Source organism: Blautia luti (assembly GCF_013304735.1).
Classification (GTDB): domain Bacteria; phylum Bacillota; class Clostridia; order Lachnospirales; family Lachnospiraceae; genus Blautia_A.
In genome coordinates this window covers 152,143-167,586 of record NZ_JAAITI010000004.1, presented here as the reverse complement: position 1 = coordinate 167,586, position 15,444 = coordinate 152,143, and the positions used below count along the sequence as shown (strand labels likewise).

Here is a 15,444-nt window from a genome sequence, read left to right as displayed (position 1 = left end):
CGACAGATCATGCGGACACTTACAAAGCGGTCTATTATGTGGAACCGGTAAATCAGGAGCATCCGAAGTACCAGATCAGCCGAAAGCTGATTGTGCGTGAGAAAGAAACAGAAGTGCAGACAGAAACTGCAGGGAGTGAAGCAGTAACCGAATCAGAAACAGCTGGCAGTGAACAGCAGACAGAGGAAACGGAGAATTCAGAAGCAGACTCGGAATTGCTTCCAACAGAGGAAGTGACGGAAAGCGAGATAGAAGAATTTGATTCTCAGGCAAGCGAACTATTACCGGATATGGAAGAAGATACTGAAAATACAACGGATTCGGAAACAGGTCTTACAGTATCGGATGCAATGGAGCAGGCGGAAGAGGAAGGAATTGATTTATACGCCATGGAAGCTGGTGAAACAGTCACTTTTATGGCAAAGACAAGTGCAAGAAGTGTACAGAAAGTATCTGTTACAAGAGGAACTCTGTATCGTTATGCGGATTATGGTTATGGTTCTTATCTTACCTATCAGTATACGGTTCAGTTTGGAAATGTATCTGCGACTGCTTACTGTGTACAGCCATCAAAACCGGGACCAGGAACAGGTAATTACACGATTAGTAAAGTCGGAGATGGAAAAACATTAGCTAAGGTATGTTATTACGGAACCAAGGCAGCAGGAGATGAAGGATTCTTTACAGAAGAGAATGGTTATGGAAATCTTAGTGCTGGAGCAAAATTCATTCTTGTTCATCTGGCGGCTTCTTATGCTAATGGAAGTGGCGACGCTTTTTCCGGAGCGAATAGTACAGCCAAGAATTTAGCAATGAAATTGTATAATTATTGTGTTTCACAGCCAGAAATACCGGATGTAGCAATGTCATTTTCTGATGGAGATGTAAAAGCTTATGTGGATGGCAATTCACAGAGAACCAAAGATATTACATTCAAAGCAGATAAGCTACAGACAATTACGATGAAGCTTCCGTCTGGTGTGAAACTTCATAATCTAAGCACAGGCACAACAAGTAAAGCTGGTGCAAGTGTAGAAATTTGCGGAGGAACAAAGTTTTATCTTTCTGCACCACTGACACAGGTGAGTGACGTGGCACAGAGCTGGTCTTCTACAATGAAGGGAAGTATTACAAAAGATTACTCTGCTTATAAAATCACCACCGGATCTGACACGCAGGATCTTGCGTTGGTATTTGGTGAAGGTGTGACAGATGAAAAATATATTGATTTCAAAGTGTCTTGGATTGAACAGGCTACGATCGAAATCGTAAAGAAAGACGATACAGCGGATGTCAATCTTGCAGGTGCAGTATTCGGTGTATACAGCGATGAGGCATGTACAAAGCTGATCACTCAGATGCCGGCAACAGATAAGAATGGAAAATCCTCTGTTACGATCATCAAGACACAGGATACCGTTTATCTGAAAGAGATCACAGCGCCACAGGGATATGTAGTAAATGCAACGGCAACAAATGTGAAACTGGTAGCAAGTAAGACCTCGGCTGTGACCGTGGAAAACAAGGAGCAGCTGGCAGAGCTTACCATTTACAAAGAAGGTCAGGTTCTTATCGGTGCAGAAGTCAGTGAGAGTGGAACCGTATTCCAGTATGAGAACCGCAGACAGAAAAATGCAGTATATAACGTGTATGCCGGAGCGGATATCGTAACTGCTTATGGCACAAAAGTGTACAGCAAAGGTGACTTGGTAAAAGAAAATCTGACAACAGGTGAGAATGGTTCTGTCACACTGAAAAACCTGCATCTTGGAACCTATGTGGTAAAAGAAGCAAAAGCACCGGACAATTTCTATAACGGCAGCGAAGAAAAGCCAGTGACTCTGACCTATGCCGGACAGAATAAAGAAGTTGTATTTGCAGATGTGACTTTTAACAACGAGAGACAGAAAGCAGATGTTTCCGTAGTAAAACAGGATAAAGACACCAAGAAACCACTGAATGGCGGTATTTTTGCTCTGTATGCATCCGATGATATTAGAAATGCAGACGGAACCGTTGTTGTGAAAAAAGGAACACTGATTGAGAAAGCAACTACTGGAGCAGATGGGAATGCAAAATTCACAGCGGATCTTCCGATTGGATATTCCTATTTTGTAAAAGAAGATCAGGCACCGGAAGGCTATGTAAGAAATACAGAAGATGTGTATACGTTCAAGTTTTCTTACACCAATGATAAAGAAGCAACCGTATCTTTTGCCCATACCTTCAGTAATGACCGTGTGACAGCAAAGATCAATTTATTCAAAGTTGATAAAGAAACAGGAAAAGCAGTACCGCAGGGAGATGCCACACTGAAAGGTGCAGTTTATGGTCTGTATGCCCGTGAAGATATTGTGCATCCGGACGGAGCAACCGGAACTATTTATAAAGCAGGAGAACAGATAGCATCTCTTACAACAGATGACAAAGGACAGGCTTCTGTAAATGGCTTGTATCTTGGCAAATATTATATCAAAGAGATTACACCTCCGACCGGATACCTGGCAGATACAGAAGAGCATGATCTTACGTGCAGTTATGAAGGAGATATGACAGCAGAAGTGAAAAGAGAGTGCACTTCCAGTGAGCAGGTCATCAAGCAGCCATTCCAGATTATTAAAGCAGCCAACAATGGAAAGACAGATGCAGATCTGTTATCCGGAGCTGGATTTACAGTTTATCTGAAATCTTCCCTTACAAAGAAAGCAGATGGCAGTTATGATTTTGATTCTGCAAAACCAGTAGTGAGTGGAGAAAAAGGAGCAACTGAGATTTTCACAGATGAAAAAGGGTATGCCTGCAGTATTCCATTACCATTTGGAAGCTATATCGTGCGTGAGACAACAACACCGCACAACTACAAGCCAGTCGATGATTTTGAAGTGAATATCACAGAGCATCATCCAAATGAGCCACAGATCTGGCGAGTGCTTCTGGATGAAGAGTTTAAGGCAAAACTGAAAATCGTGAAAAAAGACGATGAAACAAAGAAATCCGTCCTGATTGCAGGAACAGAATTTAAAGTGTACGACCTGGACAACAAGAAGTATGTGGAACGGGTAACAACTTACCCAGTGACAACAACCCATAAGTCCTATTTTACGGACAGCCAGGGATATCTGATCATGCCGAAGAATCTGAAGATCGGACATTACCGCATTGAGGAAGTCAACGCACCGGAAGGGTACACAATCAACAAGAACTATGTAGAGATTGCGGTGGATGCAAACACAGCATACCAGATGGATTCTGAGAGCGGAGATGCCATTATTACGGTAGATTACGAGAACCATCCGGTAAAAGGAAAGCTGACGATCTATAAAAAAGGTGAAATGCTGACCGGATTCAAAAAGGATTTTGTTTATGAAGAAAGATACCTTAAGGGTGCGGAATTTAATGTCTATGCAGCTGAAAATATCTATACACCGGATTATCAGAAAGATGAAAACGGAAACAGACAGCTGATCTATGCAAAAGATGCACTGGTAACAACGGTAACGACTGGAGAAGACGGAAAAGCAGTTGCAGAGAATCTGCCGCTTGGTTCTTACTATGTGGTAGAAAAGACTGCACCGGAAGGATTCGTACTGAACCATGACAGATCAGAAGTCGCATTTGTCTATGCCAATCAGGATACACCTGTGATCGAACAGGAAGTGACTGTTGGCGATGACCGACAGAAAGTTGCAATCCAGGTAGAAAAACAGGATGCAGAAAATGGTGCAACCGTAGCAGGAGCTGTCTTTGGTATCTATAACAAAGCGGATATCAAGGCAGATGGAAAAGCAATCGTGAAAGCAGACACACTCTTACAGGAAATGACTTCTGATAATGATGGTCTTGCGGCATGTACGCTGGATCTGCCACTTGGACAGTATTATGTGAAGGAGTTAAAGGCACCGGCGGGATTTGTATCCTCTGATGAAGTTCTGAATCTGGATGCTTCTTACCAGGGACAGGATGTGAAGACAGTAAAACTGAAAACTGTGAAAAAGAACCAGCCGACAACAGTAGAAATCACGAAATCTGATGTAACAACAGGTGTGGAGCTGGATGGGGCAAAACTCACCGTTCTTGATAAAGAAGGAAATGTTGTGGATCAGTGGACGTCTGTAAAAGATCAGCCACATGTGATCAAACGCCTGACAGTTGGAGAGGAATACACTCTTCGTGAGGAAATGGCACCTTATGGATATCTGAAAGCAACGGATGTGAAGTTCACTCTGGAAGATACCGCCGAGATTCAGAAAGTAGAGATGAAAGATGAAGTACCGACAGGACTTCTGATCATCAACAAAAATGGAGAGTTTTTGGATAAGGTAACACTTTTGGATCATGTAAAAGGTACCGTGGAGCATCTTTTTGAGTATGTAACCGGAAGCCTTACAGATGTGACGTTCGATGTATTTGCTGCGGAAGATATCAAAGCGGCAGATGGTGTCAGTGAAGATTATTTCAAAGCAGATGAAAAAGTGGGAACCATTACTACAGATTCCAATGGTATTGCACAGATGGGAGATCTCCCGGCTGGAAAATACTATGTGAAGGAAGTAAAAACAGCCCATGGTTATGTGCTGGACAAAGAGCCGAGATATGTTGATCTTTCTTACCGTGATCAGGACACACCAGTCATCACTTATGATGAGAAATGGCAGAATGCCCGTCAGAAAGTAAAGATTACGGTTCTGAAGAAAGAAAAGGATACAGAACGTGTCCTTGCAGGTGGTGTCTTCGGTCTTTATACCAGTGAAAATATCAAAAATGCAAAGGGCGAGGTACTTCTTGAGAAAGACAGTCTGATTGAGCAGCGGGTAACGGATGAAAAAGGACAGATCACTTTTACGGCAGATCTTCCGGTAGACGGAAAATACTATGTGAAAGAGATCTTTGCACCGGACGGATTTGTTACAACAGATGAAGTACAGGAATTTACCTTTGAATATGCTGGAGAAGACCAGGCAGAAGTAAGCTACGACTTTACTTTTGAAAATCAGCCAACCACAGTAGAGCTGACCAAAACAGACCTGACAACAGGCAAAGAACTTCCAGGTGCACACCTGAAAGTAACGGATTCAGATGGCAATACAGTAGATGAATGGACTTCTACGGAAGAATCCCATGTGATCAAAGAACTGGTTGTTGGTAAGGAATACACCATGACAGAGACAAAACCGGCAGATGGATATGTCACTGCAGAAAGTATTACTTTCACAGTAGAGAATACAGCAGAGGTTCAGAAGCATGAGATGAAAGATGATGTGACAAAAGTGCAGATCAGTAAGACGGATATCACAGGAGAAACTGAGATTCCGGGTGCGAAACTGACAATTCTCGATAAGGATGATCAGGTAGTAGAGAGCTGGATTTCCACAGAGGAAGCACACTATATTGAAAAACTGCCAATCGGTAAATACACCTTACGTGAAGAGCAGGCACCGAAAGGATATCTTCTGACAGCCGATGTGACATTTGAGGTGAAAGATACCGGAGAAATCCAGAAAGTGGCTATGAAAGATGATACTGCCAAGGGAAAAGTGATTCTCAATAAGACAGATAAATCGTCAGGAGAACCACTGAAAGGGGTAGAATTTGAACTCCGTGACAGCAAAGGAAAAGTTCTGGAAACTTTAAAGACAGATGCTGCCGGTCATGCAGAAAGTAAGCTGTATGAGATTGCCACATTTAAGAACGGCAAATATGATACAGCGATCAAGTATTATCTGGTGGAAACAAAGACACTGGATGGATACACACTGGATCAAACCAAGCATGAAGTGACATTTGCTTATGCAGATGACAGTACACCGGTTGTAGAAGTTACCTTTAATCTGACAAATGAGAAGCCGGAAGTTCCAGAAACACCGAACACACCGGATACACCACAGTCCCATGAAGAGACGAAGGTATCAAACGCACCAAAAACAGGTGACAGCACAAATATCTGGCTGCCGATCCTGCTTCTGATAATCTCCACAGGAGGTATGGCAGGACTTTATATCAGCAGAAAAAGGAAAAACAAATAAGGAAACCAACGGTTATGATTGGGAGCTTCTATGTGAGGCTCCCTTTTTCATACACAAAATCACAGAAAGGAACAGAAAACTATGATGAAAGCAATGGAAAAAAGACAGGAAGCACGAAAAAACCAGGAGAAAACTTTAAAGAGAATGATGGCTTATCAGAAGAAAGCTGAGCAGATGGTCAGCAGAAAAAGAATGAACCATCACATGATCAGAAAGGGGTAAAAGCGTATGATGAACAGAAAAGAATTTTATGAATATGTCAAAGACAATGTAAAGGAGTATCTGCCAGAGTCTTACAGGGACGCAGAAATTAAACTTCAGGAAGTAGAAAAAAACAACGGTTTGAAGCTGACAGGTATTACGATTCCAAACGGAGATCAGAGAATCGTACCGACGGTCTATCTGGATTCCCTCTACCAGGAATATATCAATGGGAAAGATGTAGATTCTTGTGTTGGGGATGTAGCTGATATGCGTATTGAAGCACAGGGTAAAGCAGAATTTTTTGATATGGGAGTTCCGGATATTCTTGATTATGAAAAGATGAAGGACAAATTACAGATGAGAATTTGTGACAAAGAATGGAATACCGATCGTTTGGCAGACAAAGTAGTCACAGAACACGGAGATTTTGCAGCTTATTATGCAGTAAATCTGGAGGAAAATGGAGAGGGAATCAGCAGTATTCCAGTAACTGTTTCTCTGATGAACGAATGGGGAGTATCTGTCGAACAGATTCAGGCAGATGCGATGATGGCAGATAAGAACAGAGGCGTGCAACTGGTGGATATGACACAGATTATCGAATCTATGATTTTTGGAGGAACACCGAAGAATCTTTTGAATGAAAAACTGGATATGGAAACTGTGGAGAATCCAATGTTCTGCCTTACCAATGAATCTAAGATGAATGGAGCTTCCCTGTTACTGCAGGAAGATATTCGAAAACAGATTGGGGAATGCCTGGGAAGTGATTACTTTGTCATCCCATCTTCCGTTCATGAAGTGCTGATTCTCCCGGATAACGGTATTTTACAGGTTCCAGAATTAAATGCGATGGTACAGGAAGTCAATGAGACACAAGTGGAAAGACAGGAACAGCTTTCTGATAAGGTTCAGTTCTGTGACAAAAAGACCGCAGTATTGGAAAATGCTGAGCGCAGGGAAGCACGTCTGGAGAAAGAAAAAGTAGCCGAAAAAGCGGAAGTAAAAGGTGGAATCCATGGAAGATTGGAGAAAGCTAAGGCAGAAATCAAGGCAAAAGGGACGGATACAATCCCAAAGAGTAAGGCGAGAGATCTTGCTACAGCATTATAAAGTGAAAAGAAAACGATGGCTTATGGGGACTGTGCAGAGCAGTCCCCAATTTTTTGAAGTTGGAGGAGAAAAGAATATGGATTGGTGTTTATATGGTGAAGACAAAAGGAGGGAAATTGATAGAGATTTAAAACCGGAATATCTTTTGGATGATTTACGGAGATATCAGGATGTATTTGGCGAAGAGTTTGGTGTGAAAGAACTTCTTATGCTGGAGGATATCAGGGTAAAGGCTATGATTGCCGGAGCACTTGCAGATATGCCGGAATTTCTTGTTGATCAGATTGGAAAAGCAAATAATAGCAGTAGCTTTCCTTCCGTGACAAGGGCAATGGAACGGATTGCCGATGTTGTAGAAGAAAAGTGGGAAGAAGAAAGGGAGTAACAGATGGCAAATAAATTATATGCAATGGAGCAGCTGACGGAGGAAGTGGCAAAGGACGTTTCCGCTAATCCGCAGGAGTGGATACGTTTTCTAAATACTGCATCCAGGCTGTACCGGTACACTTTTCCGGAACAGCTCTTGATCTATGCACAGCGTCCGGGAGCAACAGCGGTGGCTTCCATGGAAATCTGGAACCAGAAGATGTACCGATGGATTAAAAAGGGTTCCAAAGGAATTGCCCTGATAGATAACACATCCGGACCAAAAACGAAGTTACGATATGTTTTTGATGTGCAGGATACTTATAAGGTAAAAAATCTTGGCAGAGATCCACAGTTATGGAACCTTAATCCGGAAGGAGAACAACTGGTGGCAGATTATCTGCAGGAACAGCTTGCACTGGAAACAACAGAGGGAGGCTTGCCAGAGGTTCTTCACCAGGCGGCAGAAGAAAGTGTGCAGGCCTGGCTACCGGATGCTTTCGATGAATTGCAAATGGATGTATCAGGTACTTTTCTGGAAGATTTGGACGAGCAGAATCAGAAAGTGGAGTTCCGGGAATTGATGACAAACAGTGTCTGGTATGTATTACTGAACCGATGTGGACTGGATGTACAGGAATATCTGGATGCAGAGGATTTTCGGCATATTACGGATTTTAACCAGTTAAAGGTTATGGGACATCTTGGAAGTTCTGTGAATGAGATCAGCAGACCGGTATTGATGCAGATTGGACGATATGTATTGGATGATCTGGAAAAAGATCTGAAAACGGTTGCAAAAGAAAAGAAAGTAGCTTATAATAAATTTAACACGTTAATTCGTGAAAGTGAAACAAAGAACACAGAAGATAGAGAAAAAAATAAGGAGGAAACAGAGCATGAGAGAGATCACTTACAGCCAGAACGGAGAGTATCAGATTCCAGATATCAGCCTGGAAGAGACAAGAGGAACAATCGGGAAGTACGGAATGATGAGGAAAGAGTATCTGAGAAATTACAAGGTAGCCAGGTTCAACATTCTGACACTGCAGAACCGTCTGGACAGTCATCTGATGGAGATCGACAGTCAGGCAAGACAGAGAGTAGACAACCTGATGAACGAACTTCTAGAGAAAGATCCGGCACCAGACAAGATGGCAGACACAATGGCATGGACCAGACACATGAACCAGATCAAAGCACAGGCAGAGGAACTGGTGATCCAGGAGATTATTTACAGTTAAGCCTGTTCCCAACAGAAGAGGAACAGTTTGGAGAAATAAGGAAAGCGGCAGCTGCATTAGAACAGCCGGCCGCTTTTCTTATTTCCGATGAAGTAGTCGATCATATCCTTCGCACAGGTAGTGGGCAGAAAAATACACTGTTTCATATTACTGCAAGATTGATTGAAGGTCTGGACAATGAAGAAATGCAAAGCTTCCTGAAAGATGAATATGGCACCGGAGGAAAAGGATTTACCATAGATAATCAGAAAATCAGTATCTGGTACGACAACGATGGTATCCGTATCCGGCGAGGTGACTCTGCAAGAAGAAACTTTGACCGTATCGTTACGTGGGAAGAAGCTGCTGACAGGATCCGGGATATGTATGAGGAGGGAAATTACGTTGATAATCTTATCTCCAATAATGCTATCGAGCAGGAACAGAAAGAAATGACAGATCTTCTGGCACTTCATTTCCGAGATACAAATAGAAATACGGAAGAATACCGGTCTTATACGGATTGGCAGGATACCATTCGGAACGCTTGGACAGATCCAGAAGGAAAAAAAGAAATCTATCAGCAGTTTGAATGGTTACAAGCGGATATGAATGAAAATCCGAGTAATTATCATCGTTGGGAAATTCAGCACAATCCAGTATATTCTCAGCGTTTTCGTGACCTTCAGAGAGATTTCTCCTGGGTGGATCAACAATTTAAAGTAGAACGTCTAGGGCTTTCCTTTATCACACAGGATGAAATTGATGCAGTGTTAAGAAGAGGTGGCATTACTGCCGGAGGACGTAACCGGATTTACGAATATTTCATGGAACATTATGATATGAAAGATGCAGCTGAGTTCCTGAAAAATGAATATGGAACAGGTGGTTCTTCACCCGGAATACCAGGAGCAGGTGCTTCCGACGCATCACATGATGCAAAAGGATTAAAACTTGCAAAAGGAAAAATTGGCAATCCAGAAGTAGAAGTTCTATTAAAGTGGAATAAGGTTGCAGAACGTGTCCGCCAGTTAATCCGCACAGATGATTATTTGTCATCGGAGGAAATGGAAAAGTACGAAGAGCGACAGGAAGCACAAAAACTGGCAGACTTGGAAGAAGCACAGCAGATGTTAGGAGAACAACAGGAGCAGGATACTTTAACCGCTGAAGATATAACTGATTTGCAATTAGTTGATTCAGAATATATGTCTGGTACCAGAACAACAATTCATGATTTTGATTGCAAAGTTAAGGGAGAAGAGAATCAACTTCAATACACATTAGAATATCATGATGATGGAGAAGGTTTCACGATTCATACGGAAAAAGATGATATTTGGAATCGAATGTCAACACAAGAATTGGAACGTCTGGATGTAAAACTTGGACAAGAAGTACTTTATTATCATTATCACAACAAAACAGTAAATGCGGATACCCTAGATAAATTACGGGAAATCAGGGAAGAAATAATGGAGGAAGAGTCCTCGTATTTCACTGCTATTTCTAATCGTGTGTGGACAGATTATGATAAAAAAGAAAAAGAATTATCTGGAGAAGTTGAGGTATCGGAAGAAAAAGAATCTTTGGAAGAGATTAACGGAATATCAGAACCGATTCCAGCAACGAACTTCCGCATCACAGATGATGAGCTTGGGCAGGGGACAGCAAAAGAAAAGTTCCGTGCCAATATCATGGCTATCCAGCTGTTAAAGAAATGTGAGGATGAGAACCGTAATGCGACACCAGAGGAACAGGAAATCTTATCCCGATACGTTGGCTGGGGAGGTCTTGCAGATGCATTTGATGAAACAAAAGCTGCATGGGAGACAGAATATCTGGAATTAAAGACGGTTCTTACACCAGAGGAATATGCGGCAGCCAGAGCTTCCACCTTAAATGCTCATTATACACAGCCGATTGTGATTGACAGTATGTATCAGGTGTTGGAGAATCTGGGATTTACAAAGGGAAATATCCTGGAGCCATCTATGGGAGTCGGGAACTTTTTTGGAATGCTTCCGGAGAATCTAAACCAGTCCAAACTTTATGGTGTGGAATTGGACAGCATCAGCGGCAGAATTGCAAAGCTGCTCTATCCTGATGCCAATATTCAGATCAAAGGTTTTGAGAAGACAGATTATCCCAATGATTTCTTTGACGTGACAATCGGAAATGTGCCATTTGGTGCATACAAGGTCAATGACCGTCAGTATGATCGCTTCAATTTCATGATTCATGATTACTTTCTTGCCAAAACGATAGATCAGTTACGTCCAGGTGGTGTGGCTGCTCTGATCACAACAAAGGGAACTATGGACAAGGCATCACCAGAAGTTCGAAAATATCTGGCAGAGAGGGCAGATCTGTTGGGAGCAATCCGACTGCCCAACACAGCTTTTAAGGCAAATGCAGGAACAGAAGTCAGTGCTGATATTTTGTTTTTCCAGAAGCGTGACAGCATGACAAAAGAGATGCCGGAGTGGGTGAATCTTGGAAGTGATACCAATGGAATTACAGTCAACCAGTATTTTGCAGACCATCCTGAAATGATTCTGGGTGAGATGAAAGAAGTATCGGGTCCATATGGTATGGAAACAACCTGTATGCCGATAGAAGGTGCTGACCTTGAACTCCAGCTTGCAGAAGCGGTCAAGAACATTCATGGAAGCATGGTATCGGCAGTAGATGTGGAAACAGAACTGGATGAGATGCCAGAGAGTATTCCGGCAGATCCGAATGTCAGAAATTACAGCTATACGGTGGTAGATGATCAGGTATATTACCGTGTCAACTCTTTGATGAATCAGGTGAAAATGCCTGCCGCCACTGCAGAACGTGTGAAAGGCATGGTTGCAATCCGTGATACTGTTCGTGAATTGATCGCCATGCAGATGGAGGAATTTGTAGCAGACGAAGAAATCCAGAAACAGCAGGAGAAACTGAATCAGGTATATGATACCTACACAGCAAAGTATGGAGTCATTGGAAGTAATGCTAACAAACGTGCATTTTCTGATGACTCTTCTTATTGTCTGCTGTGTTCACTGGAAGACTTGAATGAAGATGGAACGCTGAAACGAAAAGCGGACATGTTTACTAAGCGAACCATTAAAAAGGCGGTCGCTGTGACAAGCGTTGAGACAGCCACAGAAGCACTTGCATTGTCTCTTAACGAAAGGGCAAAGGTAGACCTTCCTTATATGGCAAAGCTGACTGGAAAGACCGAAGAGAAAATCACAGAAGAACTGGTTGGAGTTATCTTTAAGAATCCACTGACAGACCAGTGGGAAAGCGGAGATGAATATCTGTCCGGAAATGTCAGGGATAAATTAAATACTGCGAGAACCTTTGCAGAGAATCGTCCGGAATTTACACCGAATGTCCGTGCATTAGAGGCAGTTCAGCCGAGAAATCTGGAAGCGTCTGAGATTGAGGTGCGTGTTGGAGCTACATGGATTGAGCCTTCGGATTATCAGGCTTTTATGGTGGAACTGCTTCATACCCCGTGGTATCTTGCACAGAAGGAAATACAGGTAAAATACTCTGAGGTCAATGGTGAATGGCGTATTACTGGAAAAAATGCAGATAGTCCAAGGAATGCGTTTGCCTATGCAACGTATGGAACTGAGAGAGCAAATGCCTATAAGATTCTGGAAGATACCCTGAACCTGAAAGATGTCCGCATTTATGATAAGAGTGTCAATGAGAATGGTGATGAAATCCGTGTCCTCAATAAGAAAGAAACCATGCTGGCATCACAGAAGCAGGATGCCATGAAAGTAGCATTTAAGGATTGGATTTTTAAAGATCAGCAGAGGCGTGAAAGACTGGTAAAAGTTTACAATGAACGATTTAACAGTATCCGTCCCCGTGAATATGATGGCAGTCATTTGACTTTCCCAGGAATGAATCCGGAAATAGAGCTTCGCCCGCATCAGAAAAATGCTGTTGCACATCAGCTTTACGGAGAGAATGTGCTTCTGGCTCATGTAGTAGGAGCTGGGAAGACTTACGAGATGGTAGCGGCTGCAATGGAGAGCAAACGTCTGGGATTATCACAGAAGAATTTATTTGTCGTGCCGAATCATCTGACAGAGCAGTGGGGAGCAGAATTCCTGCAGTTATATCCGGGAGCCAATATCCTGGTAGCAACCAAGAAAGATTTTGAACCGGCGAACCGGAAAAAGTTCTGTGCCAGAATCGCTATGGGAAATTACGATGCTATTATTATTGGTCATTCCCAGTTTGAGCGTATACCAATCTCTGATGAGAGGCAGGAAGCTATGCTGCGGAAGCAGATTGATGATCTGGAAATGGCGATTCAGAGTGCAAGGTATGAACAGGATGGCGGACGTTATACCGTCAAACAGATTGAAAAAACCAGAAAGACACTGCAGACAAGGCTGGAAAAGCTGAATCAGAAAGAAAAAAAAGATCAGGTAGTTACGTTTGAAGAACTGGGAGTAGATCACTTGTATGTAGATGAAGCACACAGCTATAAAAATGCGTTTCTCTATACAAAAATGAGGAATGTAGCCGGGATTGCACAGAACGAAGCACAGAAGTCGGCAGATATGTTCAATAAATGTCAGTATCTGGATGAGATTACTGGAGGAAAAGGCATTACTTTTGCCACGGGCACACCAATCAGCAATAGTATGACGGAATTATATGTTATGCAGCGATATCTGCAGAACAGTAAATTACAAAATATGGGACTTGGACTGTTTGATTCCTGGGCTTCCACTTTTGGAGAAGTTGTCACGAGCATCGAACTTGCTCCCGAAGGAACAGGATATCGTGCAAAGTCCAGATTTGCACGGTTTTATAATATCCCGGAACTGATGAATATGTTCAAGGAGATTGCAGATATCAAGACTTCCGATCAGTTAAAGCTTCCTGTGCCGGAAGCAGAATATGAAACAGTGGTGCTGAAACCAACGGAACAGCAGAAAGAAATCGTAGAAAGCCTTGGAGAACGTGCGGAAGTTGTCAGAAATGGCGGAGTAGATGCCGCGGTTGATAATATGCTGAAAATCACCAATGATGGAAGAAAGTTAGCATTGGATCAGCGTTTAGTGAACGAATTATTGCCAGACAATCCGGAAAGCAAGATATCAGTCTGTGCAGAGAAAAGCTATGAAATCTGGAAAGACACAGCAGCACAGAAATCAGCACAATTGATTTTCTGTGATTTGAGTACACCGAAAGGCGATGGCAGTTTTAATGTCTACGACGACCTGAAACGGAAACTGATGGAAAAAGGAGTGCCGGAAAAAGAGATTGCTTTTATTCATGATGCAAATACAGAAGCAAAGAAGACGGAGCTGTTTGGAAAAGTGAAATCCGGACAGGTTCGTTTTTTGATTGGTTCTACAGCAAAGATGGGTGCAGGAACCAATGTGCAGGATCGTCTGATTGCGTTGCATCATCTGGATATTGGCTGGAAACCATCTGACTTGGAACAGAGGGAAGGACGTATTATCCGTCAGGGAAACCATAATAAAAAGGTTCATATCTTCCGGTATGTAACTGAATCCACATTTGACAGCTACATGTGGCAGTTGATTGAGAACAAGCAGAAATTCATTTCTCAGATTATGACCAGCAAAGCACCTGTGCGAAGCTGTGAAGATGTAGACGAAGCGGCACTTTCCTATGCAGAGGTCAAAGCTCTTGCAACCGGAAATCCGGCAGTAAAAGAGAAGATGGCATTGGATGTTGATGTGGCAAAATTAAAACTTTTAAAAGCCAACCACATGAATAACCAGTATCGACTGGAAGATGATATTGCAAGGAATTTTCCACAACAGATTGCAAAACTGACAGAGATCATTGACAGCTACAAGGCAGACATCGCTCATTTTTCTGAGTACAAAATCACAGATCCAGAGCAGTTTTCTATGGAAATCAGTGGCAAAGTGTTCACAGAAAAGAAAGAGGCAGGAGCGGCTCTTCTGGCGGTCTGCAAAGAAATTAAGTCTGTGGATGCAGCTATGGATATTGGAAGCTATCAGGGATTTAACATGAGAATCCAATTCGACAGTTGGAGCAAAGAGTTTATCCTGTCTGTAAAGCATGAATCGGTAGCTAAAGTTCGATTGGGAGCCGATGCTCTAGGAAATATCACTCGTATCAATAATCTTTTAGAAAGTTATCCGGAGAAACTGGCAGAAGCAGAACAACGGCTGGAAACGGTACAGGAGCAGATGACAAACGCCAAAGAGGAAGTCGGGAAGCCATTTCCAAAAGAAGAGGAACTGAACCAAAAACTGGAGCGACTGTCAGAGTTAAATGCACTTCTCAATATGGATGAACGGGAAGATACAGAAACAGAGCAGTCGGAATCAAAAGAGAAAGAAGAAAGACCGGCACGAGGTTCTATCCATGAGAAACTGCAGATTTATAAGGAAAAGAGTCAGCGGGAAAGTGAAACTGGCAAGGAAACCAGAAAACGGGACTTCGGTCTGGAATAAAGAGGAAAGATGGCATAATTTGGTAGAAGAAGG

Annotated in this window: 5 protein-coding genes and 1 pseudogene; all 6 read left to right on the top strand. The window is 42.5% G+C overall.

What is annotated here, in order from left to right; genetic code table 11:
- The coding region (locus tag G5B06_RS04090; protein WP_173771421.1) for a SpaA isopeptide-forming pilin-related protein at positions 1–6,023 on the top strand (6,023 nt) is incomplete at its 5' end.
- Between the two features lie 81 nt (positions 6,024–6,104).
- Positions 6,105–6,245, top strand: coding sequence for a hypothetical protein (locus G5B06_RS04085; protein WP_005344203.1), 141 nt, complete (start codon positions 6,105–6,107; stop codon positions 6,243–6,245).
- Between the two features lie 6 nt (positions 6,246–6,251).
- A complete protein-coding gene (locus G5B06_RS04080; protein WP_118342922.1) occupies positions 6,252–7,340 on the top strand; it encodes a DUF5688 family protein in 1,089 nt (362 codons plus the stop codon).
- 76 nt (positions 7,341–7,416) lie between these two features.
- The gene (locus tag G5B06_RS04075; RefSeq protein ID WP_023922639.1) at positions 7,417–7,725 is read left to right on the top strand and encodes a hypothetical protein; all 309 of its coding nucleotides are present in this window, start codon (positions 7,417–7,419) and stop codon (positions 7,723–7,725) included.
- Between the two features lie 880 nt (positions 7,726–8,605).
- Positions 8,606–8,950: a TnpV protein gene (locus G5B06_RS19770; RefSeq protein WP_081717104.1), complete on the top strand. Its 345-nt coding sequence runs from the start codon at positions 8,606–8,608 to the stop codon at positions 8,948–8,950.
- Positions 8,951–10,560: 1,610 nt separating this feature from the next.
- Positions 10,561–15,411 (top strand): annotated as a pseudogene (locus G5B06_RS19765) (DEAD/DEAH box helicase family protein); the annotation flags it as partial.
- Positions 15,412–15,444 lie beyond the last annotated feature (33 nt).

What these genes read in the sequence shown, in the direction of transcription:
- G5B06_RS04085 (WP_005344203.1), top strand. Translation starts at nt 6,105, where the DNA reads ATGATGAAAGCAATGGAAAAAAGACAGGAAGCACGAAAAAACCAGGAG.
- G5B06_RS04080 (WP_118342922.1), top strand. Translation starts at nt 6,252, where the DNA reads ATGATGAACAGAAAAGAATTTTATGAATATGTCAAAGACAATGTAAAG.
- G5B06_RS04075 (WP_023922639.1), top strand. Translation starts at nt 7,417, where the DNA reads ATGGATTGGTGTTTATATGGTGAAGACAAAAGGAGGGAAATTGATAGA.
- G5B06_RS19770 (WP_081717104.1), top strand. Translation starts at nt 8,606, where the DNA reads ATGAGAGAGATCACTTACAGCCAGAACGGAGAGTATCAGATTCCAGAT.